At 51.7% G+C, this 24,451-nt stretch carries 22 protein-coding genes and 1 pseudogene; 12 read left to right on the top strand and 11 right to left on the bottom strand.

The features are described from left to right. Positions 1 to 23 precede the first annotated feature (23 nt). Positions 24 to 1,100 carry a hypothetical protein gene (locus tag VE954_RS03395; protein WP_324949668.1) on the bottom strand — a complete coding sequence of 359 codons (1,077 nt, stop codon included), beginning with the start codon at positions 1,098 to 1,100 and terminating at the stop codon, positions 24 to 26. Between the two features lie 513 nt (positions 1,101 to 1,613). Between VE954_RS03395 and VE954_RS03390 the strand changes: the two genes are divergently transcribed. Beyond that, positions 1,614 to 2,576, top strand: coding sequence for an alkaline phosphatase PhoX (locus tag VE954_RS03390; RefSeq protein WP_324949667.1), 963 nt, complete (start codon positions 1,614 to 1,616; stop codon positions 2,574 to 2,576). A 77-nt stretch (positions 2,577 to 2,653) separates the two neighbouring features. Next, a complete protein-coding gene (locus tag VE954_RS03385; protein WP_324949665.1) occupies positions 2,654 to 4,057 on the top strand; it encodes a sensor histidine kinase in 1,404 nt (467 codons plus the stop codon). Positions 4,058 to 4,067: 10 nt separating this feature from the next. On the opposite strand, the gene VE954_RS03380 is transcribed toward VE954_RS03385, so the two are convergent. Together VE954_RS03380 and VE954_RS03375 are read right to left on the bottom strand one after the other, a co-directional pair. Then, positions 4,068 to 4,580, bottom strand: coding sequence for a hypothetical protein (locus VE954_RS03380; RefSeq protein ID WP_324949663.1), 513 nt, complete (start codon positions 4,578 to 4,580; stop codon positions 4,068 to 4,070). 19 nt (positions 4,581 to 4,599) lie between these two features. After that, positions 4,600 to 5,928, bottom strand: a complete 1,329-nt coding sequence (locus VE954_RS03375) for a hypothetical protein (protein ID WP_324949661.1) — start codon at positions 5,926 to 5,928, stop codon at positions 4,600 to 4,602. A gap of 301 nt (positions 5,929 to 6,229) precedes the next feature. Between VE954_RS03375 and VE954_RS03370 the strand changes: the two genes are divergently transcribed. Then, positions 6,230 to 7,630 carry an MFS transporter gene (locus VE954_RS03370; protein ID WP_324949658.1) on the top strand — a complete coding sequence of 467 codons (1,401 nt, stop codon included), beginning with the start codon at positions 6,230 to 6,232 and terminating at the stop codon, positions 7,628 to 7,630. 4 nt (positions 7,631 to 7,634) lie between these two features. On the opposite strand, the gene VE954_RS03365 is transcribed toward VE954_RS03370, so the two are convergent. Next, on the bottom strand, positions 7,635 to 8,057 hold the full coding sequence (locus VE954_RS03365) for an ATP-binding protein (protein WP_324949656.1): 423 nt from the start codon (positions 8,055 to 8,057) through the stop codon (positions 7,635 to 7,637). A gap of 81 nt (positions 8,058 to 8,138) precedes the next feature. Here VE954_RS03365 and VE954_RS03360 point away from each other — a divergent pair, with 81 nt between their 5' ends. Continuing rightward, positions 8,139 to 8,360 carry a hypothetical protein gene (locus tag VE954_RS03360; RefSeq protein WP_324949654.1) on the top strand — a complete coding sequence of 74 codons (222 nt, stop codon included), beginning with the start codon at positions 8,139 to 8,141 and terminating at the stop codon, positions 8,358 to 8,360. A gap of 3 nt (positions 8,361 to 8,363) precedes the next feature. On the opposite strand, the gene VE954_RS03355 is transcribed toward VE954_RS03360, so the two are convergent. Together VE954_RS03355 and VE954_RS03350 are read right to left on the bottom strand one after the other, a co-directional pair. After that, positions 8,364 to 8,750, bottom strand: coding sequence for a hypothetical protein (locus VE954_RS03355; protein ID WP_324949652.1), 387 nt, complete (start codon positions 8,748 to 8,750; stop codon positions 8,364 to 8,366). Between the two features lie 152 nt (positions 8,751 to 8,902). Continuing rightward, the gene (locus VE954_RS03350) at positions 8,903 to 9,397 is read right to left on the bottom strand and encodes a hypothetical protein (RefSeq protein WP_324949650.1); all 495 of its coding nucleotides are present in this window, start codon (positions 9,395 to 9,397) and stop codon (positions 8,903 to 8,905) included. 200 nt (positions 9,398 to 9,597) lie between these two features. Here VE954_RS03350 and VE954_RS03345 point away from each other — a divergent pair, with 200 nt between their 5' ends. The 4 genes from VE954_RS03345 (at position 9,598) to VE954_RS03330 (ending at position 12,813) form a co-directional block, all read left to right on the top strand. Continuing rightward, a complete protein-coding gene (locus tag VE954_RS03345) occupies positions 9,598 to 9,825 on the top strand; it encodes a hypothetical protein (RefSeq protein WP_324949648.1) in 228 nt (75 codons plus the stop codon). Between the two features lie 299 nt (positions 9,826 to 10,124). Then, a complete protein-coding gene (locus tag VE954_RS03340) occupies positions 10,125 to 10,877 on the top strand; it encodes a PilZ domain-containing protein (protein ID WP_324949646.1) in 753 nt (250 codons plus the stop codon). An 87-nt stretch (positions 10,878 to 10,964) separates the two neighbouring features. Further along, entirely contained in the window at positions 10,965 to 12,368 is a 1,404-nt protein-coding gene (locus VE954_RS03335) for an aldehyde dehydrogenase (RefSeq protein ID WP_324949644.1), read from the top strand. Positions 12,369 to 12,576: 208 nt separating this feature from the next. Further along, positions 12,577 to 12,813: a hypothetical protein gene (locus VE954_RS03330; RefSeq protein ID WP_324949642.1), complete on the top strand. Its 237-nt coding sequence runs from the start codon at positions 12,577 to 12,579 to the stop codon at positions 12,811 to 12,813. A 34-nt stretch (positions 12,814 to 12,847) separates the two neighbouring features. Here VE954_RS03330 and VE954_RS03325 read toward each other — a convergent pair whose 3' ends face one another. Then, positions 12,848 to 13,453, bottom strand: coding sequence for a tRNA (adenine(22)-N(1))-methyltransferase TrmK (locus tag VE954_RS03325; protein WP_324949640.1), 606 nt, complete (start codon positions 13,451 to 13,453; stop codon positions 12,848 to 12,850). Positions 13,454 to 13,625: 172 nt separating this feature from the next. Between VE954_RS03325 and VE954_RS03320 the strand changes: the two genes are divergently transcribed. Then, complete coding sequence (locus VE954_RS03320; protein WP_324949638.1) at positions 13,626 to 15,170, top strand: serine protease; 1,545 nt, start codon at positions 13,626 to 13,628, stop codon at positions 15,168 to 15,170. Here the strand turns inward: VE954_RS03320 and VE954_RS03315 are convergent, their stop codons facing one another. The 3 genes from VE954_RS03315 to hrpB form a co-directional block, all read right to left on the bottom strand. Beyond that, on the bottom strand, positions 15,171 to 15,986 hold the full coding sequence (locus VE954_RS03315; protein WP_324949636.1) for an RNA methyltransferase: 816 nt from the start codon (positions 15,984 to 15,986) through the stop codon (positions 15,171 to 15,173). 16 nt (positions 15,987 to 16,002) lie between these two features. After that, on the bottom strand, positions 16,003 to 18,030 hold the full coding sequence (metG, locus tag VE954_RS03310; protein ID WP_324949634.1) for a methionine--tRNA ligase: 2,028 nt from the start codon (positions 18,028 to 18,030) through the stop codon (positions 16,003 to 16,005). Between the two features lie 140 nt (positions 18,031 to 18,170). Further along, positions 18,171 to 20,720, bottom strand: a complete 2,550-nt coding sequence (gene hrpB, locus VE954_RS03305; RefSeq protein WP_324949632.1) for an ATP-dependent helicase HrpB — start codon at positions 20,718 to 20,720, stop codon at positions 18,171 to 18,173. Positions 20,721 to 21,692: 972 nt separating this feature from the next. Here hrpB and VE954_RS44060 point away from each other — a divergent pair. Continuing rightward, positions 21,693 to 21,953: an abortive infection family protein gene (locus tag VE954_RS44060; protein WP_414698962.1), complete on the top strand. Its 261-nt coding sequence runs from the start codon at positions 21,693 to 21,695 to the stop codon at positions 21,951 to 21,953. Here VE954_RS44060 and tnpA read toward each other — a convergent pair. Beyond that, positions 21,950 to 22,348 (bottom strand): IS200/IS605 family transposase, encoded by a 399-nt coding sequence (tnpA, locus tag VE954_RS03300; protein WP_324949630.1) that lies wholly within the window; start codon positions 22,346 to 22,348, stop codon positions 21,950 to 21,952. The genes VE954_RS44060 and tnpA overlap by 4 nt on opposite strands. Between tnpA and VE954_RS03295 the strand changes: the two genes are divergently transcribed. Continuing rightward, entirely contained in the window at positions 22,311 to 23,450 is a 1,140-nt protein-coding gene (locus tag VE954_RS03295) for a transposase (protein WP_324949628.1), read from the top strand. The two genes, tnpA and VE954_RS03295, sit on opposite strands and share 38 nt — an antisense overlap. A gap of 130 nt (positions 23,451 to 23,580) precedes the next feature. Further along, positions 23,581 to 24,444, top strand: a pseudogene (locus VE954_RS03290) (RluA family pseudouridine synthase); the annotation flags it as partial. Positions 24,445 to 24,451 lie beyond the last annotated feature (7 nt).

The raw sequence follows: 24,451 nt of genomic DNA, 5'->3' as shown, positions 1-24,451 counted from the left end.
TGGGCCGTCGAAACCTGCTACATCTAGCCGGACTTGAGACGGTCCCATTTTTGATCCAGTTTGTCTGATTCCAGCTGAGAAAAAATCCTCATCCTTTCCATCTTTCCCGTGACCCCGATTTCCTCTTTCTTCCAATTCGCCAAGTCCATGTGTGACACCAGCGCCAGGCGGCTCCGAATCAGGTTACCGTTCTGTGGCCCACAGAGGGCAGGGATTCCAAGGATGAGATGATTGAGTTCAGCCTTGGGGTTTCTGGCGATGAAATTCTTGAAGGTTCCGAACAACGATTCAATAATGTCGCTCGAAACCGGAAGCGGCGTCTGGGCAACGCCGAGGCGGCATTGGATATGCAGATGCCGCATCAACCACCTTGAAATCCTCTTATAACTTTGGGATCTTTTGGGAATCATTCCGGCTATCTCCATCGCTTCCTGATAGCTCTCCCTATTGAGTCCCTTGGTTTTTAGGATTTTCATCATTTCCGCGAACAGGAGGCTTCTTTGGCAAAGCTGTCTTGTCATATAGGTTAAGTTTCCGAAGCCACCGAAGAGCTGCCTCAACTCGGCTTCCAGACTGCCTTCGTGAACACGCCCTGGACCACCAAGGAGCTTTTGGATCTTTTCGAACCAGCTGCCGAGGCGCGATATCCCCATGAAACGTCCTTTTGGACGAAGCTTCGGTGGAGCAAGGAATGCAAGCCTCGATTGGAAAATTTTCGTGGCATTGTCCTTCAGCTTTCGGGTGATCAATTTGAATGATGCCCGTTCTTTGAAATCGGCTTTGAGGGCATTTGCCACTTCATGTCCAAGATCACTGATAGTGAAAACATCCTTTCTTTTCTCTGATTCCTTCCACAATCTTACACCTTTAGCGAGGTCCGTCCCACCGTCCTTTATGATGGCTTTGAGCATGGGTTCATTTCCGAGGATTCCTTGCAGGACCTGGGCCACATCCTCGCTCTTCCAGGATTGCCTTACTTGAATTCCCGCGCAGGATACGTCTTCGAGTGTCACAGCCCCTTGTCGCTGCAGGAATATCTTAAGTGGCAATCTGAGGACGACCAAAGCCTTCTTATAAGCGATATCCAACGTCATATCCACTATCGCGATCCACTCTTCTGGAGGCGATTTTACTTCGTGCAGATGCGCCAGGCCCACTCGGCAAACCCAGTTGATAGTGGACGTGAAATGAGGAATCCATCCTCGGAAACCCATGGCAGTCAATACCCGTGGCACCGAACGAAATGAAATTCTTGCCTGCAAAACAAGGAGAACAGAAATTGTCAAAGTTAGCGATTCTGGTGGCGGTACTGGCGGCAATCGCTCCTGTCGCAATGCCTCCCGGAGTTCGTCCCGCTCACGACGCAAGCAATCCCGTTCTTCTGATAGGTTCTGCAATCTAAGCAAAAGACGCTGATAACGGCGTTTGATATTTTTTATCAATCGACCCCGTTCCATAGCTTTCTGCTTCCAAGCGTCCCTGCTTCGGAATATATTGAGCATGTTTTTGTTATTCTTTCTGCGACACAAACTTTCCACGGCGGGTGTTGCAGATCCTTTTTCCTTCAATCCACATATTGCGTCAAGCCGGACATGCTCATTCAAAAATATTGAATGCGGGACTATCAGATTTGGGACCATGCGGGATCTGTCAAGTCAGGCAGGTTCTCGACGGCCCAGATCTATACCTCCAACAGTGAATTGTCCCAGGGTCGTGGAGGTGCGGGCGCCATCCGCTTTGATCAGGAGGGCCGCATCGTCGACGCCTATCCGATCCTCACGGGTACCAGCACCAATTGCGCCGGTGGACCAACTCCCTGGGGTACCTGGCTTTCCTGTGAAGAGCACAGTGACGGAATGGTTTATGAATGCGACATATATGGTCAGACCCAAGCCGTCCTTTGCCGGGGCTTGGGAAAGTTTAAGCATGAAGCGGCTGCCGTCGATCCGGTGCATCAGCACATTTATTTGACTGAAGATGAAAAAGATGGACGCCTCTACCGTTATACACCAAGGGATATAACCAGTTCGGGGCGAATGAACCTCCAGCAAGGCCGTCTCGAAGTTGCAGCTGTCGATAAGTCAGGACATGTCAGCTGGCTGGAAGTGCCCTATCCCATTCCTTCCTCTTCGGCAAAACCCACGCGCCAGCAGGTGAAACAGAGCCGTGGCTTCAATGGAGGTGAAGGCATTTGGTATCACGAAGGCACGATTTATTTTACCAGCAAGGGCGATGATTGCGTGTGGTCCTATTCGACGACGGACCAAAGACTGGGCCTTGTCTATGACCCGGAGCAGTCCAAGCATCCGATTTTAAGCGGCGTGGATAATATCATTGTATCCAGGGATGGTCATATTCTGGTCGCCGAGGATGGCGGTGACATGCAGATCGTGGTGCTCGGACCCTATGGCGATGTGTATCCCTTGCTTCACATGGTGAACCAGGACCATTCCGAGATCGCGGGGCCGGCCATCACACCCAACCATGATCGATTGTATTTTAGCTCGCAGAGGGGGATCAAGAATGGGTCGGAAGCCAATGGGGCAACATACGAGATTAGGGGCAATTTCGGCTGATTGATAGGCAAATTCAGCTCTTCTGCAAAATGCGAGTCCTGTTTAGAATATAAGCATAACAGGTTGGCGATTGAAGCATGTATGAGCTCGTTAAAGCCGGCGAACAAGGACAAAGACCTGTAAGCCAGGCGAGGCGGCGGGAGCGTGTTGTCATGCGCGCTCTGTCGCTCCTTATTGCCATTGTCTGCCTGGCCGCTATTGCTGTGGGCTCCATTCTCGGCACGATTGAAAGCGAAGGGCACCAACGCCTTCTTCAAAGTTCAAAATTCCAACAAACATCCACAGAAATCATGATGCATTTCCGGTGGATGGTCCAGTCATGGAAAAACGTTCTGCTGCGAGGGCATGAGTCAGCTGACCTTGATCACTACTGGCAGGAACTTCTGGATCATCATGCCAGCACTCTGGAACCTGCCAGGGCTTTGCGCCAGCTGTCGGATCCCGAACAAGGAAAGCTTATCGATGAATACCTGGCGAACCAGGAGAATCTTCTCAAAGCTTATACCGACGCTCTGAAACTGGCGCAGGGATCATCCTCATTTGACTATCGCCTGGCCGATCAAGCCGTCCGTGGTTTGGATCGAAATGTTCTGATTCCCCTGGACAAACTGATCGATGGAGCGCGTCTTCGTGAACAACGCGAGTACGACAACCATTTCTCGCGCATTCAGCGCATTCAATGGGTATCCCTGATTGTTTTTCTGATTTTTCTTATGGGACTCTGGGCTGTGTTCACTCTTTGGGCCAGGTCGGCCGTGGCTAAAGAGGAAGCCCTGGAAATCCAGAACTCAAAACTTCAGATCCTGGGCCGTATCAGCGCCAACATCATTCACGAGATCAAGAATCCTATGACGGTCATCGATGGCCGCTGCCAGATGATAGAAACTCTCATTGAAAATCAAAATGGTCAGCCATTCCTATTGATTCGCGACAACTTGAAAAGCATTTTCAAAATGAACGAACGCATTATCAAGCTCATCCAATCCATCAGCCGTCATTCCCATGTTTCCGACAACATGCCGAGGGCTCCGATTAACTTCACCGCTCTCATGGACGAGGTGGAGCTGATCGTTCGAAGCCGCTTCATCGAATATGGGATTCCCCTGACGATCCATACGGGTTCGGTCCCGGTTCATATTCAAGGTCGCGATGTCGAGATTTCCCAAATGCTGGTCAACCTTCTATTGAATGCGGCCGATGCCATCCAGAAAAGCCCGAATCGCTGGGTAAAATTTGAAATTGTGAATCAACAGGACTTTGTTGAATTTCAAGTGCATGATAGCGGCCCAGGCATCCCCAGGGCCACCCTCAAAAAACTCTCCACACATTCATTTACAACCAAAGAGGTCGGCAAAGGCACCGGCCAGGGACTGGCCATTACCCGCAAGATCATAGCCGAACATGGCGGCTATCTTTCTTATGACGACACTCTTCCTCACACCTGCTTTATTGTAGGTCTGCCGAAAGACCACAAAGGTTGAGACCAGCCCTTCAATGAATAATATTATTTCTGATGACCGACCGGCGGTAGTCACAACTCGATAGGACCTGGGTGGGGTCATTCGCGTTTTTCACCTGTTCGGTGGCGATACCCGTATCATGATTGATTTCGAACGTACGTACGAAGGATTGATCCCCTTGCTGCCATTCGTCAACCAGGCTCAACAGGGTGCGATCTGCATTCACCCATTGACCTGACGTCTTGTGCTGCAAGCCGGTGGATTCGTGGGTTTCGACCTTATCCAGCCGGAACGCTGTATTCTCGACGAGGAAAAAGGTACAGAAGCTTTGGGTCAGATTCAATGGGTAAGTCCGATGTTTATCATAGCCTTCCCCTTCGCATGGGCCCGACCAAACTGCAGGATAGTAAGGGCAGCTTCCGGTGTGGTCATGCAGAAATTCCGGCTGATACGGTTTGGACTTCTTGAAAGGATTTTTGGCCTTGATGATGTCACCGCAGCCAGAACTCATTAGGATCAGGACGGAAAGCAAAATATAACGCATAAAGACTCCTCTTCCCAATTTAGCGATAGCAAAGAAAAACGTACTTACCACCAGCGCCCTTGTTGAGATCAACGCCGAGCCAGTGAAAGCCATCCCCGCAGCGATTGCCTCCACTCTTGCTGCTGGTCGCTTTGATTTCCATCAGGGGCGTTCCTGGCTGCCGACTCACACACAGATACAATTTTTCACCCCGTGGCGTCCCATCGTTCAGATTCGTATCATTACGCTCAAAACCATCGGGGCACCTGGCGTCTCGTCCTGCGACGACAGTGATACCGGACACTGGATTCGGCACTTCACCATACTGCTGACAAAGCTCAACAAATTTTCCCATGGCCCCATCATTCAAATCGGCGCCGGCTTGCTTCCAATTTGAATGGCATTGAGAAACCGGACTGTTGCTGCTTTTGATCGTCACTTCGCTCAGACCAAGGCGTGAATCGGGAATCTTACCGCAATCAAAATAACCACTGCCCGACACACCTGCGTTTGTGAAAAAATCCTGCAAGAGAGTTTCCTGATCACTGTTTCCTGCCATCAAACGACCCACCAGGGCCAGATAACTGGCCGTGGCATCGACAGCCCATTTGGCTTCACCACGCAGGCATTCTTCGGATCGATTGGTAGGATCAATTTGACAGGATAGGCCGTCATGCCAAATCCGATCTCTGAGATCCGCTGTATCGTGGTAGCAAATTCCGTGAAAGCGTGTCCCGTAGGTGCAAAATTCATAAATGGCCCGACCTTCAGGCTGGAGCTCCGTGCTCCGTCGATCCGTGTGAGCGGCTGAAAAGCTATCCTGAATCACATGTGTGGCGTGACCTACCCAATAGAGTCCTGATTCGCGGTCACCGGAATGCAAGGCATCCATGGCCTTGGTTGTGATGGTGCGAATCGTTTGCTGCTGAAGTTCACAGGACGATCGATTGTTGCGGTAGATACCATTTTCCGCACCGCGCAAGGAATGAATATGCTGCAGACGACCATCGTTGTGCCAGTCAGCGCCTGCTGCATTGTGGAAGTTAATGATGGGCGCCTGTGGAAAGTCGGATTCAAAATTGCCTTTGACCAGAGGATTGTCACTCGAGGCTGCATTCAAACCGTAAAGTATATCAGGAAAGGGACGTTGGCCGAGGAGGGATTCGAGCTGCTGATTGGCCTTATCCACGCCCATGCGTGTAATATCTTCGTGGCCCCGAGCTGGACCTGCGCCAGTCAAAAATTTGGTATCGGAATGCTCTGCGTCCTCATCGGTTCCACAGGCTGGGAGAAACCCGAGACAAAAAAACACGATCGAACCGACGAACCTGCCTGAGCGAAAAAAGCTCCGGCTTTGAAACGCTGTCATGGAAAAACCTTTAGATGGAGAGTCATCGCACACTGATGCCGGTCAGGGGAAACCCGGGTTGTTCCTTTATTGCGCTAAAACCGTTCTCAGATGCGGGTTTGAAGAAGGCTAGTCCTAAACAGTTGAAATAATTGAAGGCCAACGGGGGCGTGGTCTGGACAAGCGACACCCAGTTCCCCATGTCCCTTAGGATGCAGAGGACTGCTCATGCTTCCTATCCACGTTCCATCTCGCAGGCTTGTGTGTTAAACAATCCGCAAATCAAAGTGATTCGAGTCCATCCATCATAAGGAGAAGGTGCGTGGAGACTACAATAGCAACAGACATTGAGCAGGCTGGCCCCATCAAGATCAAAGCCATCCGAAAAACTTCCTCGCTGTATGCCTGGTATTGCCTGTTTGTGCTTCTCGGTATCTACGTCAATTCATTTTTAGATCGATCGATCCTGGCCCTGCTCGTGGGGCCGATTCGCAGCACAGTGGGGCTGTCGGATTCACAGATGGGTTTTCTTATGGGCCCGGCCTTTGCCGTGTTTTATACGATTGCCGGACTGCCCTTGGGCTGGCTCGCCGATCGCATGAGTCGGCTGACGTTAATTGCTGTAGGCCAGGTGTTTTGGACCCTTTCCACGGTGGCTTTTGGATTCGGCCGCACATGGACTCATCTCGCCATCGCCCGGTGTAACGTCGGCATCGGCGAAGCCACCCTCACACCATCGGCGCATTCATTGATCTCCGACCTTTTTCCATCGAACCAGATAGGACGCGCGATGAGCGTGTATGGAATGGGTATTTACATAGGATCGGGTCTGGCCTCGCTGATTGGCGGCATGTTAACCCATGGATACGAATTGGACAAAACCCATAGTCTGCCCTTCATCGGCACCCATCTGGGCTGGCAAATTATATTTTTTGTTGTCGCCTTGCCGACAATTCCTCTGACCCTCCTGCTTCTGACTCTGCGTGAGCCCAGTCGCAAGAACCAGGTCATGGCGGTGAATGCCGCAGGTGAAAAAACGGTCCTGGATGTTCCCTTTTCGATGTTTCTCAGTCACGTTTGGCAAAACCGCGGTACCTTATTTTGCCACACCTTTGGCTTTGCCTGTCTGGCCTTGAGCGGATATGGGGCGGCGGCATGGATGCCGGAATTCTTTATTCGTATTCATGGGTGGAGTCCGGCGCGCGCGGGCACATTGATCGGACTGGCGACCATTATTTCCGGACCGCTTGGTATTATCCTGGGAGGCATACTCGGCGACAAGCTGGCCCAAAGAGGTCGGCTCGATTCCAAAATGCGAGTCTCCATGTACGCGGCTCTGGGTTGGCTTCCGTTTGGTATCCTTGGTCCATTGGTCGCGACGGGTGAGCTGGCATATCTATGCATGATTCCGGCTTTGTTTTTTTCCTCTATGCATTGGGGCATTGCGCCAGCTGCGATTCAGGAGATTATGCCCAACCAAATGCGAGGCCAGGCTTCGGCCCTTTATCTGTTTGTCATCAGTCTGATCGGCCTGGGCCTGGGACCGATGGTCCTGGCTTTGGTCACGGATTATGTTTTTCAAGATGATCAACAGATCCATTATTCTCTGCTGCTGACCACGACAACGGCCACCATCCTGGGCATTTTCGCTCTGGCCTGGGGTCTTCCCCGCTATCGACAGAGTCGGACGCGATACGAGCAATGGCTGAAGGACTGTTCCTGAGAGCTCAGGCAGCGTCGGCAGTGGCGAAGAAATGGGATGAAGGAAATTCCAAAATCAGGGTCGTACCAGGTTCATTCTGATTGCTCTGGATGCGAACCTCACCATGAGCGGCCATGACCAGCGAGCGTATGGCCGGTAAACCCACACCACGACCACTGGTGGCCGTCACTTGCTCGACCGTTGTCACACCGTCAAAGAACAGAACCTCCATCACGGATTGGTCATTCTCGATCGGAATATGGCGTTTTTCAGCCAACTTGCGGATTTTGGCCAGGTCGACACCAGCGCCATGGTCAGTGATTTTGATCTGCACCCGATCGGCCACAAGTCGGGCTTCAATACGGAACGCGGGTTCTTCGTGAGCACGCGCCCTTTGGGCCGGCAGGATGTATCCATGATCAGCCGCATTAATAAGGCTATGAATCAAAACCTTCTCCAGGACGTCACCGATGGAACGCGGCCACGCATGGACACTGTCCTGCACGGTCAGAGTAAAATTTGAAAACCCATGCTGCCCCAAATGCTCAGCCAGCAGATGCGATTTAAGGCTGACAAGACCGAGCAGACTCCTGTGATGCTGACTTTCTTGAGCCGCTTGACCTTCCCCCAGATCACTCAGGAGCTTGCCATAGTCATGGGCAAGATTCTGCCAGGTCGGACGCAGGGTAGCCCAGGTGCCGTCCCGGCTTTGAGAGAATCCGTCTTCCAGAAGGTGCAGGAAACGGCTTAATTCCTAAAGTCCCAGACTGCGTGCCACACCCTTATGAGTATGGATATGGCGTTTGAAATCGTTCGATAAAACTCGGGAGCTTGGCGATTCCCACTCAGGAGCGAGGACTTCAATGACTTGAGCCACAAGGTCCGACGCCCGCTTCCGATCGGTCTGAGCCAGCTCGCGCAGAATATTCGTCAGGCGATCGCTCTTGAGTTTGTCTTCGCGGACCTTGGCTTCGAGCTGGCGGCGTTCTGTGACATCCCGGAAGCCAAGCAGGAAACCTTCGATCTGCTGGCTCCTATTGATCAAAGGAACCCAGTTGATAGCAATCCGATGCTCACGATCCTGCCTTTTGATATGGATCTCGATAGGCACATGCCCGCTATTGAGCTCCCAGCTCAGCATGTCACTGCCCAGTGCTGCACGCAGCAGGGAAAGGATTGAGTTTGTTGATCGTATTTTGAATTTTTTAAAATGATGAGAAGTCAATGAATGAGTGAGGTTAGGGAATGGGTCAGCATGAGTGATGGACGGCCCAAGGCCGCCCGAGTTGAGCTTCAATCGATAGGTGCGGGACCAATGCCTTGCATGGTATTGGGGCAGAGGGACTCAATCACATTCTTTAAGACCAACGCTTCCGAGGAAGGATTGCTGAGAATGGCTCCGCTTCCACCGTTCTCATCATAGAACGTCACCTTGCGAACCGAATCATCAGGATTGATCAGATAACCATAGTACTTGACCGAGGGCCCATCAACAGCTCCAGGCTGGTTGACCAATTTGACTTTCTGCGCTTTCTGCATCAGGCCGATATAATCGCCATCCAGAGTCTGGTTGATCGTCTGAACGCTAGCCAGCTGCCCGCCTCCACCGAAGGTCGTGGTCAGAACTGTTTTCTGGGCAAAGATCTCGCACTTCTGCGTCTTGGAATACTCAGGCATCACGAAACCCGTGCTGGCTTCTTTCACAAGCAGCGGACCGATATAACGGGCTTCGGCGACTGAACTCAGTAAAGCCATGGCGGCAAGGGTGTATCCTGGAAACTTCATCATAGTGTTCTCCTTTTAGCAACGTCCATCCCCTTCCTAATGCAAAAATAGGATAGGGTCCACTAAGATCAAACCCTGATCCAACCAGGACAGCATGGAGTTAGAAGATTTGCTCACGTGGATTGGTACGATTTATGAAATTAGGCAAGGGCTCACGAAGTGTGAGCTCAGCAAAGACAAGTCCAACGAATGAGAGGTTAGTCATGGGTACGGGCAACGACACGCAGAAAAACCAATCGAGTCAACATGCGCAACCCCAGTCCGAGCAGAAGACGGGCAAAGGGTCGGGACGTTTCGATGACGAAGCTGGACGCAAAGCGCAGCTCGGTAAAGGCAATCCGCCGCAATCCAATCCTGGCAACGATCCTCAACGTTTTTCCGACAAAATGAATGATGCGGGACAGCCGGATCTGGGATCAAAGGACAAATAGTCCAGTCACAATTAGGCCAACCAGACTTGTAGGAGCGCCTGTCGGTAGAAAGATTCGAACTGTCATGGGACCAGGACAAGGAGGGAGACTGTCCCTCCGGTCCTCTTTTACTTTTTTAATATTCTGCCTCGAAGTAAGGATCGACCAGAGCGGCGCAGACTCTCAAGGAAAATCATCGTCAAAGTTCCGTTGTGCTTAAAAATTAGGCCTGTTCTTTTCGTAGGCTATAAATTTCTTTCAACTCCCCTGAAGGCTCGCCGATAGTCTTAACGTGAGGAATTTCGTCTTGGAGAAGCGTTATGGCGGCCACCGCAGTCATCGGAGAAGAACAGGTTTTGGACCAGGCACTTGCCCAACAGAGTATCGGTTTCGGCCTGATGTCGGTGGCCGGTTGGGAAAAGTCTGTCGACTATGCACTCTATGAAGTCTCGCATCACAATATCGGTATCATCTCAAGCGATCCGCTCGAAGTCGGGACGATCGTGCACGTTGAATATCGCGACAATCAGCGCATTCCCTTGGTCGTTCATCAGATCGTGCCCAAGAAGAATTTGCCGCCAGGCTATAAGCGTTTTCGTTTGATCACCACCGATCCCGAAATTAATTTTGAACGCATACTGCCAGAGTCATCGCATCGCAAGGTTTCGTTTTCCACGCGGCATCACTATCATGTGCGCTTTGCCCGTTTCAATACCGAGATCCCGACGCGGGTGGAAGCCCGCACCTTTGGTTCGGAAGAGCCTTATCACATGAAAACCATCAACGTCTCCAAGACCGGCTTTCTTCTGGCCAGTCCTCCTGGATTCCGTGTTCCCTTCCATGAATCGACACTGCTCGAACTCACACTGTTTCTCGAGGATCAACCGATCCGCTGTCTGGGCAAGGTCATCCGCTGCGAAGTGGATTTCGAAAAGAAAATCAAGCGCTACGGCATCAATATCTGTGACATCCATGTCGACGATCGCGAGAAGTATTTTTCTTATATCGAGGACACGGAACACAGTAAAAACCGTCAGGTTTTCCGGGCTCTGAAGCTTCCCATGCCGATTTAACGGCACTTTGCGAACCGGCGTGCGCATGCTAGAGTGAGGGCCTCTCGACCCTTGAACAAAGGGCATTCAACTCAAACTGGATACCGTATGTCGCAAGCTTTACCGGCCACGACCGCCTCCATATCCTTGGACGAACTCCTTAAGCGCCAGGATCAATACTTTCAAACCGGCGTAACCCGCGGCTATGACTTTCGTTTGAGTCAGCTTAAAACGCTGATGGCGACCATTCGCCAGCATGAAAAGGCCATCCTGGAGGCCTTGGGCCGTGATCTGCGCAAACATGAAACGGAAGCCTATCTAGCGGAAGTGGGAATTACTTACGCAGAAATTTCCGATTCCATCAAGCATCTGAAAAAATGGATGAAACCGCGGAAGGTCGCTTCCCCCTTGGCTCTATGGCCTGCAAAGAGCCGCATCGTTCCCGAACCTTTGGGTCGGACTCTGATTATCAGTCCCTGGAATTATCCTTTCCAGCTGGCCATTGCTCCGTTGATCGGCGCGATTGCTGCTGGCAATGTGGCTGTGATCAAGCCTTCGGAGATGGCGCCCCATACGGCGGCCCTCCTGGAGCAAATGATCAATCAAGCTTTTGCTCCTGAATATGTTCATGTGAAAAATGGCGGTGTCGAGTTCAGTCAGCAGCTGCTGGAGTGTCGCTGGGATCACATCTTTTTCACCGGCAGCACGGCCATTGGCAAAGTAGTAGCGGCAGCGGCGGCCAAAAATCTGACTCCTTGCACGCTTGAACTCGGTGGCAAAAGTCCCTGTATTGTGACGCGCAATGCCCATCTCGAGGTCACGGCCAGGCGGATTGTGTTCGGCAAGTTTCTGAATGCAGGTCAGACCTGTGTGGCACCCGATTATATTCTGGTGGAAGATACGATTCATGACGCCTTGATTGAAGCCCTGCGTAGGGAAATCACGCTGCGCTTTGGATCCAATCCCTTGGGCAATGAGCAGCTGCCCCGCATCATCAACGAGCGTCACTTCCAACGCTTGATGCGTTTGATCGAACCCGGCAAGGTCAATTTTGGTGGCCGCGCTGATGCGGGTCAACTCCTGATCGAGCCGACCCTGCTGACCGGCGTCCAGATGCACGATCCCGTGATGAAGGAAGAAATATTCGGCCCGATTCTGCCGATCATTCCGGTCAAGGATCTCAGCCAGGCGAAAAAGTTTATCCTGGGTTTTGAAAAGCCTCTGGCGTTTTATCTTTTCTCGGATAGTCAGCAGGAACAAACCGATGTGATCAATTCCGTGAGCTTTGGCGGCGGATGTATCAATGATACTCTCATGCATCTGGCCAATCCCAATCTGCCTTTCGGCGGGGTTGGCGCCAGTGGTGCAGGGGCCTATCATGGCGAGCATTCATTCGATGCCTTTTCCCACAAAAAGTCGGTCGTGATGAATAGCAGTTTCTTTGATTTGCCAGTTCGCTACTTTCCTTGGATCAAGTCCAAGGATAAGGTCCTCCGCCTTCTGCTCAAATAGCGTCATCTAAATCCCTGATATCGCTCAAGCGTCGGAACCGCAGCCATGACTCCCGGTTATGGTTGCACTTTTTTGCATAAGTCACGAAACAGAAATGATCTCCATTAGCTCCCGGAAATTATAGGCTAAAATTGCCATCCTTCACTTTCTGCACAATCATCACCGATACAGAGTACGGGAACCAACAACCTTTGTGGGAGGGATGCTTATGCAACCCGAATCCAAAGATTCAGCCGAACTGATCGACCGCTACGAAAAAAACTTTGGCGCTGCCGGGCGCCGCCGTGGAATGATCGCCATGGGTGTGGCCGTGATCATCATCCTCGGAGCCATCATCGGGATCACCCGGTCGATGAGTTATGTGGGTGGCTTGAACTCGCAGGTCTATGACGCTTTCGAAGCCAATGACAAAAGCGAGTCCAAGGACAAGGCCCCAGCGGAATAATGAGCTCTTGACTCAACATTCATGGACCCCTGACTCAAGGGGCGGGGCGGGCTTCTCTCTTTTTTGTCACTAATGCGTGCCAGGCACGCAGTGAGGCGACAAAATTTTGCACGTGTGGATCCGCTCGATCGGCATAACCTTCACCGAGCAGGTGAATGGGGCCGCCTTTTTCTTCCAAAACGATGATCTCACGAAAGCGTGACGCTTCCATCACCACATCTTCGGCGACCAATCCATAAGCCTGAGACTTTAAAAAACTACGCAGCTCGAGCGAATTCTTCTCGGGGCATACAATCAAGCGATGCGGACCCAATCCGTGGGGAAAAAGCGTGCGTGTGATGGTCACGATCGTGCGAATGCCCACACCGGCAATTACAAAATCACTGGGCCTGTCGTCAATCTGCAGCTGTTCGGCGACACCTGCTATGACCTGAATCCGCGGGTCGTCCATCAGGTTACGCTCCCGCAATGTTTCCCGCACCGCCCGCAAAGCATTGGTGCTTTGATCGACAAAAACCAGACCAGCCAAAGGTTTGTGGTCCCAGGCCGCAAAACCAATATAGCCGTGGTCACAGCACAAATCATAGAGGATGCTTTGCGGTCGAACGAAGGAGGCAAGTCGGTGAATACGATCACTCATGAGGCTATTTCCCCAAAAAAACGGCGAGCTCCTGTCTAGCCGCTTTTCACTCATTTGACAAGCTTGTCAGACCAAGTCCATTTGACGAGGACACGAAGTGAAACCAGCCTCGCCGCCGCAATTGTGGTATAAAACCATGATAGCGTCGATGCAACTCGCGAGGAGAAAAATAATGGCAAAATTTGGTGGATGGCTCTGCGTCCTTTCTTTTCTCGTGCCTGGTCTTTCATTCGCAGCGGTGGACGCGCCGCAATCCAAGGTTGAAGTTAAACCTGAAGCCGGTGTCGCGCCAGGACCTTATTGCACCAATGAATATGCGGATGATCTGTCCGCTCTGAATCCTAAAGCGCGAGAATTGGAACAGCGCCTGCCTTCTTATACGTTTTGCATCCGGACCATGGCCACTTATGAATGTCCATCGTATGGACCTGATGGCAATCTACGTAAGAAAAAACGTAAGGTCGTGGGTCATGGGACCGGCTTTGCCTATCGCGTGCAGGGCGGTGAAACCTATGTCATGACCAATCAACATGTCACGGACTGGCCCACTGTTACAGATGAACAAAACCCGGCCGATGATGTTCCAGCAGGCTGCAAACGTGTGTCTGATGCCATCAAAATCGTGGATGATGAAAGTGATAGCTTTGATCGCGATGATATTACACTGACACAGGTTGTCGCCGATCCGCAGCTGGATATCACAATTCTTAAGACCAAAAACCAATTGCCTGTGCTGCCGTGGAAGATAGGCCACAGCTCAGGTCTCAAGGAGCGTAACGTGGTCGACGTTCGCGGCTTTCCACTAGGGGTTTTTAAGGCCACCAATGCCGGCAAGGTCATTGCTGCTTACGATCATGATGAATACAAAGAATGGGATCATGTCGACTTCGTGATTGATGCGCTCCTGTCTCCAGGGAACTCGGGCTCGCCCGTTTTTGCCGTGTCGTGTAAAACAGGCGAATTCGAATTGGTCGGGGTTTATCATGCCGGTTATACGGAAGGCAGTGCCCTGAATGTTGTGATCGGCATTGATCAGGTGCGCGAGCTCATGACCACGTTCAAACGCAAACCTCAGGTTCGAGGGGTCCGGGTGGCCCTCGATCATGCCGCGCGGATGCGGGTCGTCGCGGGAACGAAAAATAATCTGGAACCTTTCTTTCCTTTAAGCAACATGACTGCCTCCGTCCGTTATCGTCACGATGGTGTGCTGGTTTATGAATTGCTCAATCGTGGTTTTCCCACGCGCGTTTATCCCGTCCTCGTGATGGAGGACATGCCCAGTTCCAATGAAAGCATTTTTGGAGTGATGGGCCGGATCTGGATCGGCAATCGCCAGGGACTGAAACTTCATAAATGGGCGGATTTTGAAGCCGATACTCAGGAACATTTTGATAAATTGCTCGATGCCCTGCGCGAAGAAAGTGTGGCCACCTTTGATCTGCGCGAGGCGGATCGGGATGCAGAAACGAGTCGCGAGAAATTTGAACTGACCAAACGGTTGGAAAAAGCCCTGCAAAAAGCCAGTGCGAGTTATGCAGATCTGGCTTCGAATACCGTGGAGTTTGCCGAAAAGCGTGGGCCACAGCCAGGCGAGATGCCGGTGGATGTCCGATCGATTCTGGTATCAGGAGACAAGCATGAAGGCTTTCCAGCCACCACAATAGCCCGCTGGGCGACGCCGCCTGATGCGCGGGTGCCGGCGTCAAAAGCCAAATAACTACGACGGGGCAATAAAGCCAGCCGCCAGCCATTGCCGCCTGACTTCATGCACGGCAATCCCGGCGGTGACCGCAACGTTCAAGGAATTTTTGCGGCCCCAGCAGGGGATTTCGATCACGGCGTCGCAGGTTTTTAAAAGGTCGGATTCAAAACCATAGCGTTCGTTCCCTAAGAGCAGAGCCGTCTTCTGCTGGGGAAAGGAAAATCCATGGAGGCTTTGCGCGGATGGACTGGTTTCCAGGGCATAGAGTGCAAAGCCATCGGCCCTTAACTTTTCCAAACAGGCCTCGCGATGCGCATGCCATTCCCAGGACACCAGCTGCTCGGTTCCTAAAGCCGCGCGGCTGACCTTGGCCTGATCGGGTGTTGCGGTATAGCCGGTCAGATGCAGATGACTCACCCCCAGACATTCCGCCAAACGCCAGATGGAACCCAGGTTGAACGCTGAGCGCAGATTATCCAGCACCAAAACCAGAGGCATCAGCTGAGCTGCTTTGGGTTCGGATCGATCCTCCGACGCCACAGGAAAATCTCCGTCCGCGATCGCACGACTATGCTGACGCTCGATGGGAACAACGAGACTCATGAATTGATGATAGGTCGGGTTCTCTGGAATACGCTGGCGTAAACTGGCGAGACTGCGCAGGGTGGGACCCCTGTGCAAAGCCGCGCCATCCAAAAGTTCAAAGAGTTTTTGCAGGGACTGCTGGCGTTCCGTCTCCTGTTCCCAGACTGCTTCCACACGCAGAATCTGGTCCAGCAGCTCACGCAGAGCCATGGCTTCGTTCAGCTCCAAAAAGCGGCGCAACTCCATGGTTCTCCTCGGCGTTTCAGCTGATACGTTGACCAGGGACGGCATTGGTATCAGGAAACAGCAGAGCCAATTTTTCGCCATCACCCGACGCCAGGACCATGCCTTCACTCACGCCAAATTTCATTTTGCGTGGAGCAAGGTTGGCCACCATCACGGTCAATTTACCGACCAGATCTTCGGGTTTGTACGTGGACTTGATACCGGAAAATACATTCCGGGTCACACCACCGCCAAGGTCCAGTGTCAGTTGCAGGAGTTTACCGGCACCTTCCACCAGTTTCGCATCGATGATTTTGACAACGCGCAGATCGATCTTTTGAAAATCCTCGATCCCAATGGTGGGAGCAAGGTTCAACGCTGAGTCTGTAGGCGCAGCCGATGCCCCGGTTGGCGCTGGCTGTTCCATGGCAGCAGCGGCCAAGGCCTTGGCTTCATCCAGCATGTTCTGAACCTGACCCATTTCCACTCGTTTGGCCAGATGCTCGTAAGGCGCCAGTTCATGGAATTCCAGGACCTGCTGCGCGCTGGTCCAGGTGTAAGGGTCCTCCTGAAACAGGCGTTCCACTTTTTTCGCATAGCCTGGCAGAATCGGTTTCAAATAAACCGTCATGATGCGGAACAGATTCAAAATCCCGGTCAGGATTTGAACGGTGGCCGCTTCATCGGTTTTCACCAGCTTCCAGGGTTCATGCTTGTCGAAGTACTTGTTGGCTTCATCAGCAATGCCACGGATAGCCAGAATCGCTTTGGAGAAGTCCCGGTCTTCGTAATGCGTGGCAATCGGCTCGCTCAGAGCCTGAGCCTGAGTTACAAGTGTACGGCCTTCCTCGGACAGCTCGCCCATTTTGCTGCCGAGCTTTTGCAGCATCGAAGCCCCGCGTGAGGCCACGTTGGTGATCTTGCCAATCAGGTCCGAGTTTACGCGCGAGACAAAGTCTTCGAAGTTCAAATCGAAATCATCGATCGACGACGACATCTTGCAGGCGAGGTAATAGCGCAGGTAATTCGGATCCAGGTGCTTCAAATAAGTTCCGGCCGAAATATTGGTGCCGCGCGATTTACTCATTTTCGCCCCGTTGACCTGGAGCATGCCGTGGACCATCACCTGAGTCGGGGTGTTAAGGCCAGCCGCCTGGAGCATCGACGGCCAGAACAGGCTGTGGTGATAAATAATATCCTTGCCAATGCAATGATAGATCTCGTGGCTGTTCCAGTAGTCCTCGAACGTTTTCTGCCGGGCTCGGGCATAGTCATCGAGCGAGGCCAGATAACCGATCGGCGCATCAAACCAGACGTAAAAAAACTTGTCGGGATGACCTGGGATTTCAAAACCGAAATAGGGTTTGTCACGCGAAATGCACCAGGACTGCAAATCGTCTTTCAGCCATTCGCTCAGCTTCTTGGTGATTTCCGGACTATTATGCTCAGGAACCCAGGCTTTCAGAAAGTTTTTGAAGTCGTTGAGTTTGACAAAAACGTTCTCGCTCGCTTTCTGCACGGGGGTCGTACCGCACAGAACGCAGCGAGGATTCTTCAATTCATCGGTCCCATACACCGCACTGCAGGATTCACAGCCGTCTCCATACTGATCGGGCGTACCGCAGCGGGGGCAGGTGCCCTTCACAAAGCGATCGGGCAGGAACATTTTATCGGTTTCGCAGTAAGCCTGCTGCAGGGTCTTGGTTTCAATATGACCCTTTTCCTTCAACGCGACGAAAATGCGATCCGATATTTTCTTGTTTGACGCGCTGTTGGTCGAACCGTAATTGTCATAAAGAATTTCAAAGCCATTCAAATCGCGGACGTGTTCCACGCGTGCCGTCTCAACCAGCTGCTCTGGTGTCACACCCTGTTTACGGGCGTTGACCATCACCGGTGTCCCATGGGTATCATCGGCACAGATGAAATAGCAATTGTGGCCCCGCATGCGTTGAAAACGCGCCCAGAAATCAACCATGCAATGTTCCACCAAATGACCGATATGAACCGGGCCATTCGCATAGGGAAGCGCCGCTGTGATAACTATTTTGCGTTTTCCGGACATTCGAGACCTCTCCTTCCAGCATATATGCCACATCGCCACATAAGTCCTGCGGCCAGGCGGCTACTATAGAGGAATCTTGTGGGAAGTGCCACGCTCACCTCAGAAGACGTCGTCCTCCTTGAAGGAAGGGACACGCTCACCTAGGAAGACGTCGTCCTCCTTGGGGGCCGGTCGTCAGGCTTCTCATGCACCGGATCCTCTGGCCAGGCATGCTTGGGATAGCGTCTTTTCAGCTCCTTTTTCACGTCGTGATAGCTGCCCTGCCAAAAGCCGGCAAGATCCTGCGTAATCTGCGCCGGTCGACGGTTGGGGGCCAGGAGCTTGAGCAAAAGGGGTTGCCGGTCGGAACAGATACGGGGCGTGGTCGGCTGACTGAAAAACTCCTGAATCCGACCTTCGATAAAAGGTTCCCCTGGCTCATCGTAATGGATACGAAATTTTTTCCCATTCTTCAGAGTGATCTGGTCCGGGCACTGCTGCTGCAGAAGAAGGATATCATTATAATCCAGCTGCTCTTCAATCGCCTGCCTCATGCTCCGCGCCGTGACATCAGCTAGCGAGCGCGCGCCCTCACAAAGATGGGACAGCAAAAGATCCAGCATGTCGCCTTCAAAACGTGGCAGCTTATGCGGGAACTGATGCCGATCCAATATTTCCACCTTCCGGTGATAGGAATGAAAGTCCGTGAGATCCGAAAAAGCCTCAGGCCAGCGTCCCTTCACCGTCGCGAAAAGCAGCTCTTGAATAGCCGCCGCATCGGCCTGCTCAATCGTCTCTTCGAGCAGAAGTCGTCCATAATTCAGGCTGGTAACTTTACGCGCACGTCCGGTCTTTTCATCCAGACGGATATCCAGGGCATTCTGCACCAGATGAAAGGGGTCCTCTTTCAGCCAGGCTATGTCCACGGCAGATGCAACAAAAATACGGCCGCGCTGCGTATCCGCCTCTTCACTCAGAGTTTCCCGCGCATCAATTGCGACAAGCCATTCCCGATCCCGAACCACAGACGATTCATTCAGAACCGCACCCCGACCGAGGCAAAAGTTGAAGTGTCGCTGCTTCCGGTGTCCCGCCTGACTCGCCGCAGGGCGATGGCGTGCCACACGATCGGCAAATCCAGCAAAGATCGCACGACGTATACGCATCCCATCGAGCGTCTGCAGTTCGTGTAGACTCTCGGCGTTGCAACTTCGGCGCAAACTATCATACAGCTGCCGCAGCCGCTGCATGCGAGCGAAATCCAGATCGCGTCTCGCTCCGTTCCTCTTCTGGATCACTTGCAGGAAAAGTTCCATCTGATAGGTAACATCACACTCCAGATGATCCCGGGCATTTTCATCCCCACGCAGCAGCATACCTTCGCTGATCAAAAGCGCGGCGAGCAAAGCCGCTCCTGCAATGCCCTGCTTTTTCCCTTCAATAATAATGCGGCCCAGGCGGGGATGCAGGGGGAATTCCGCCATGAATCGACCCTCGGCCGTCAAACGCCCTCCGGCATCGAGGGCACCCAGCGAAGTCAGGAGCTGAAGGTTATGCTGAAGGATCGCCTCATCAGGCGCTTCCAACCAGGGCAGCGTTTCCCAGGCCTTGCTTTCCTCAGGCAGGATCGCCTGGATCTCGAGCAGCGTCTGGCACAGATCAATGCGTTTAATTTCAGGTTCCGTAAATTTACTGCGACCGCTGAAATCCATCGCACTAAACAGACGATAGCAAATACCGGGAGCGATACGACCAGCACGGCCCATACGCTGGATGCAGGACGCCTGGCTGACCTTCTGCGTTTCCAGGGTCGGCAGACCACTCCAGGGGGCATAGCCTGAAATTTTCGCCTTGCCAGTATCAATCACGCCTCGAATGCCAGGCAGGGTCACCGAGGTTTCCGCAACGTTGGTGGCCAGCACCACCTTCGGCACGCCCTCGTTTTGCAGCAACAGACGATAATTGCCAGCCAGGTCCGCGGTCAAAGGGATCCAATCGGCCCGCGTCCCCAATCCATTTTTAAGTCGTTCCGTGCAGCGTTGAATCTCGGCGAGCCCGCTCAGAAAGATCAAGATGTTGCCACCGCAACGCTCGTCTTCCAGCATACGCGCCGTGGCGTGATAAACCTGATCTTCCAGATAAGCCAGATTCGATCCTGGTAAATATTCCAAAGTCACGGGATACGTACGGCCGGGGATATTAAAGACCCGGGCCCCATCCAGATACTGCTCCAACGCGCCGGTATCCAAAGTCGCTGACATAATCAGGAGTCGCAGATCCGCACGTCGGGTCTGAATGCTACGGAGCAAAGCCAGGGCAATATCGGTATGAATATGCCTTTCATGAAATTCGTCGAGGATCACAACATCAAAATCCCGCAGCTCAGGATCCTGAAGCAACTTGCGCGTTAAAACCCCTTCCGTCACGAACAGGAGCCGGGTGGAGGGCGAGCTTTTATTCTCCAGGCGAATCTGATAGCCGACCAGCTGCCCGCAAGGACCACCGGCCTGTTCCGCCACCCGTTCCGCGGCCAACTTTGCTGCCAGCCGCCTTGGCTGAACAACTAAAATGCGCTGAAACTTTTCCAAAAGGGCCTGCGGCACTCGTGTGGTTTTTCCTGCTCCCGGTTCGGCTTTAAGCAGAACAGCCGGATTTTTCTGGAGCTCGGCAGCGATATCACTGAGAAAGGGGTCTATCGGAAACGAGGGCATGACTGACTCAAATAAAAGTTTATCCACCCGGTTATATCAAAAGCAGTCAGAAAAGAAGCTCACTTTTTCGTAATTGAGTGAATGAAAAGCTGTTTGATGGAAAGGTTGTTTCTCCACGCGAATATACCGAATAGTAGCTGGAGAAAGGATAGCCCAATGCTTCAAAGATCGCCTTCAAGGAATTGCAACTAGGTATCGGTCACTTAAGGGTAGATTTATCTTGGGAGCCGAACTAAATTCCTACCATGGGTGTCAAATGGGCCAATGCCAAATAGTTTGAACCAAATCACCTTATGATGTCGGCTATGCTTGTTGTATTAATTTGCGATTGCTTGGGCGACCCAAAGGCAAAAAAGCTCGATCGTCGAAATTCGCTTGCGAATTTGAGTTGTCGCTACATTAACTCAAGCCAAAGTTTCAATCATCTGACTCATAAAACAGAAAGGACTGAATGGAAAAGCTTTCCCGACAGCAGATTATGCAAGTGATCACTCGTTACATCGGATCAAGTGGCGGCTACCTCGCCGATTTTTCCTACAACACGCATTCTGAGTTCTACCCTGTGTACTGCGGTCTCAATATTGAACCAGATGCTATGGAAGGAACTACACGTCAGCGATTTGCAAGGATTCTGGAAGAGGCTAACCCTACGTCACAAGCCAAAATACTCCGCGGAATATTAAAAAGATTCCCTCCCGAAGCGGAAACGCCAGCCCACCTCAACCTCGATCGTCGATCCATGTACGATGAGATAAATGTCTGGATTTCACAGCTTGAATTGAGCTCAACCGCAGTTCCGCTAAATTTTGAACATTCCTGCGCTACCGTTATGCGGCCCTTGAAGACGCAAAGGTGCTTTTGTCCAGCCCTCAGGGAGCAGTCAGTGCCCATGACAGGGTACACACAGCTTTTCATGGTTACCTCAGGGATCAGAGTCAGGCTCTAGGACTTGAGATTACCGCCAAAACGTCCATGACCCAGATGCTAAAATATCTCGGAGACCATCATCCAGCGTTTATACAGAAAGGCCATCGTGCTCAAGATATAGGAATGATTTTAAGAACTCATGGAGCAACCCTTGATGCCCTAAATCCGATTAGAAACAAGGCCAGTGTTGTCCATCCCAATCCAATTCTTCTTGATCCACCTGAGGCCCTTCTAGTTATTAATACAATTCATACCCTCATTTCCTACCTTTATCACAAGATGAGTAAAACTCCCTTGTGCTTCTAGTGAACTATACGCTCTTTCTGTAATTCGATATATTGCCGAACCAATGCAGAGGATACTCGTCCAACCGTGCAGACAAAATAGGAGTTAGTCCATAGCGTGGGTAGTCTTTGCCTGAGTATGGCGAATTCCTGCCTAAGAACTTTGGAAGATATACCTTTCATACGTTTAACTGCCTTGTGAACTCCAAACTGAGGATCAACATCCAACAGCAAGCGAATGGTGTCCCCGTCGCATTCAATTTCCTTTATTTCGATACTGCACTCATTAGCAACGTCCCTGCAGATCTGCTTGAGCCGAGTTCCAATTTCTCCGGCTAGGTATTTTTTCCGATACTTTGTCACCCACACGACATGATAAGTGCAGAAGTTGACGACATTGCCTTGGTGCTTTTTCATTGTGTTATATACCTATAATCTGTATAACATGTGTGATTATCAATTTGTAGGCTTAATGGCAACGAAAACAGTAAAAATCCGCATCAAAGACTCTGTCAGTGCAAAGCATCTTAAGAAGATGTCGAGAGCTGTCAACTATGTGTGGAACTACTGCAATGAGACCTCTCTCTATGCTATCCGCTATAACAGTCACTGGCTCTCCGGTTTTGATCTCCAAAAGCTGACTAAAGGCGTAGGGAAAGACCTCGGAATCAATTCAACAACGGTCCAGGAGGTTTGCTCCGAGTATGCGTTGCGGAGGAAAAATGCAAGGAAGCGAAAGCTTCGCTGGCGTGGCAAAAAGTCACTTGGCTGGGTTCCTTTCAAGAGCACGGGCATATCATTCAAAGAGGGCATGGCATACTATGCTGGACATGGGTTCAAACTTTTTCAACCTGAAAGGCTTCCAGCCAAGGGCGAGTATGGAGCAGGAGAGTTCTGCGAGGATTCCCGTGGTCGATGGTATCTCTGCATCTCTATGAGCTATGAGGTGCAAACAAGCGACGCTTATGCTTCGGTTGGTATTGACCTTGGACTGAAGTCAACCGCGACCCTTTCGAACGGTCAGAAGGTTTCCAATGGTCACTACTATCGGATAATGGAACGAAAACTTGCCAGAGCCCAGAAGGGTAAAAAGAAAAGGCAAGCCAAGGGCATCCATGCCAAGGTCCGAAACAAGCGTATGGATGATCTGCATAAAGCTTCAACAAAGATCGTCGAGCAAAACAAACTTATTGTCGTCGGCAACCTGTCCGTAAAGAAACTTATCAAAACCAAAATGGCTAAGTCTTTGCTCGATTCCGCAACGTCAATGTTCAAAACAATGCTGAAATACAAAGCGAGTGCGCGTCAGCGTTGGTATGTGGAGGTCGATGAGACCAACACAACGAGAACCTGTTCTAGCTGTCGGACAATCCCAGCTAGCGCTCCGAAAGGAGCGAAAGGTCTCTCGGTAAGGGAATGGGTGTGCTGTGATTGCGGAGCTATCCACGATAGAGACGTCAACGCAGCAATGAACATTCTCCGTATCGGGTGCGATACGCTAGCTTCTGAAGTGGGCTAGGAATCTCCAGGCTTTAGCCGCGGAGGGGGCATCAATGGAAGATCGCCTTAAAATCCACAACCTTGACTATTCCCAGCCAGAATGATAACACTTGCTGCCCTTTGAGAGGACCACCGAGGAGTTTAAAGTCATGGAAAGGCATTCCATTCAGGTCAGTTACCGTTTGAACGGCATGCGTCTTGATGCAGCCATTTCCGATTCCATTCCCGGTCTTTCCCGGCGCCGCGCCAAAGCCATTGTCGATATGGGCGGGGCCTATGTGAATAAGAAGCGGGTCCGCATTGCCTCCAAAACTGTGGGCAAAGGCGACCGCATCGATGTGGAATATAACGAAAAACTCTTTGAGCCCGGCAGCAAGGACTCTTTGAGTCTGAAGCCCGAGGATATCCTGTATTTTGAAAATGACATCATCATCATCAATAAGCCCGCAGGCCTGCCGTCTCAGGCAACCCGCGATCAGGCTGTGCTGCATGTGATTCCAGTGCTCGAAAAGCTGCTGATGGAAATGGACCATAAGAAAATGGATCTGCAGCTCGTCCATCGACTGGATAAGGACACCACCGGAGCCCTTGTCATCGCCACCAACAAGGACATGATGACTTTCCTGACCGATCAGTTCCGCCAGCACACCATTCAGAAAACCTATCACGCTCTGACCTGGGGCCTGATTGAAAAGCCCTTCGAAATTAAATGCTCGCTGAGTGCGATCCAGCCTAATACCGGTAAAGTCAAGGTTGTGAAGTCGGGCGGCAAATCCTCACAGACCTTTTTTGAAGTCCTGAAAGCATATCCGAATCAACGGGTCACCCTCGTCAACTGTCGTCCAATCACGGGCCGCAGTCATCAGATTCGTGTGCATCTCGACGAAGCGGGATATCCAATTATTGGCGATAAAGTTTACGGCGAAGGCAAGCGGCACAGGCTGCCGGATGAAATGATGCAGGTCGTCACGCATCAGCTGCTGCATGCCCACAGTATTCGGTTTCAACCAGGAAAGGACG

Origin of the sequence: Oligoflexus sp., from assembly GCF_035638955.1 — a bacterium.
Classification (GTDB): Bacteria; Bdellovibrionota_B; Oligoflexia; order Oligoflexales; family Oligoflexaceae; genus Oligoflexus.
The sequence above is the reverse complement of the archived record's forward strand: the minus strand, read 5'-3'. Positions and strand labels throughout refer to the sequence as shown.

Coding starts and splice junctions, on each gene's coding strand:
- VE954_RS03390 (WP_324949667.1), top strand. CDS start 1,614: ATGCGGGACTATCAGATTTGGGACCATGCGGGATCTGTCAAGTCAGGC.
- VE954_RS03385 (WP_324949665.1), top strand. CDS start 2,654: ATGTATGAGCTCGTTAAAGCCGGCGAACAAGGACAAAGACCTGTAAGC.
- VE954_RS03380 (WP_324949663.1), bottom strand. CDS start 4,580: ATGCGTTATATTTTGCTTTCCGTCCTGATCCTAATGAGTTCTGGCTGC.
- VE954_RS03375 (WP_324949661.1), bottom strand. CDS start 5,928: ATGACAGCGTTTCAAAGCCGGAGCTTTTTTCGCTCAGGCAGGTTCGTC.
- VE954_RS03360 (WP_324949654.1), top strand. CDS start 8,139: ATGCTGCCCCAAATGCTCAGCCAGCAGATGCGATTTAAGGCTGACAAG.
- VE954_RS03355 (WP_324949652.1), bottom strand. CDS start 8,750: ATGCTGAGCTGGGAGCTCAATAGCGGGCATGTGCCTATCGAGATCCAT.
- VE954_RS03350 (WP_324949650.1), bottom strand. CDS start 9,397: ATGATGAAGTTTCCAGGATACACCCTTGCCGCCATGGCTTTACTGAGT.
- VE954_RS03345 (WP_324949648.1), top strand. CDS start 9,598: ATGGGTACGGGCAACGACACGCAGAAAAACCAATCGAGTCAACATGCG.
- VE954_RS03340 (WP_324949646.1), top strand. CDS start 10,125: ATGGCGGCCACCGCAGTCATCGGAGAAGAACAGGTTTTGGACCAGGCA.
- VE954_RS03335 (WP_324949644.1), top strand. CDS start 10,965: ATGTCGCAAGCTTTACCGGCCACGACCGCCTCCATATCCTTGGACGAA.
- VE954_RS03330 (WP_324949642.1), top strand. CDS start 12,577: ATGCAACCCGAATCCAAAGATTCAGCCGAACTGATCGACCGCTACGAA.
- VE954_RS03325 (WP_324949640.1), bottom strand. CDS start 13,453: ATGAGTGATCGTATTCACCGACTTGCCTCCTTCGTTCGACCGCAAAGC.
- VE954_RS03320 (WP_324949638.1), top strand. CDS start 13,626: ATGGCAAAATTTGGTGGATGGCTCTGCGTCCTTTCTTTTCTCGTGCCT.
- VE954_RS03315 (WP_324949636.1), bottom strand. CDS start 15,986: ATGGAGTTGCGCCGCTTTTTGGAGCTGAACGAAGCCATGGCTCTGCGT.
- metG (WP_324949634.1), bottom strand. CDS start 18,030: ATGTCCGGAAAACGCAAAATAGTTATCACAGCGGCGCTTCCCTATGCG.
- hrpB (WP_324949632.1), bottom strand. CDS start 20,720: ATGCCCTCGTTTCCGATAGACCCCTTTCTCAGTGATATCGCTGCCGAG.
- VE954_RS44060 (WP_414698962.1), top strand. CDS start 21,693: ATGACCCAGATGCTAAAATATCTCGGAGACCATCATCCAGCGTTTATA.
- tnpA (WP_324949630.1), bottom strand. CDS start 22,348: ATGAAAAAGCACCAAGGCAATGTCGTCAACTTCTGCACTTATCATGTC.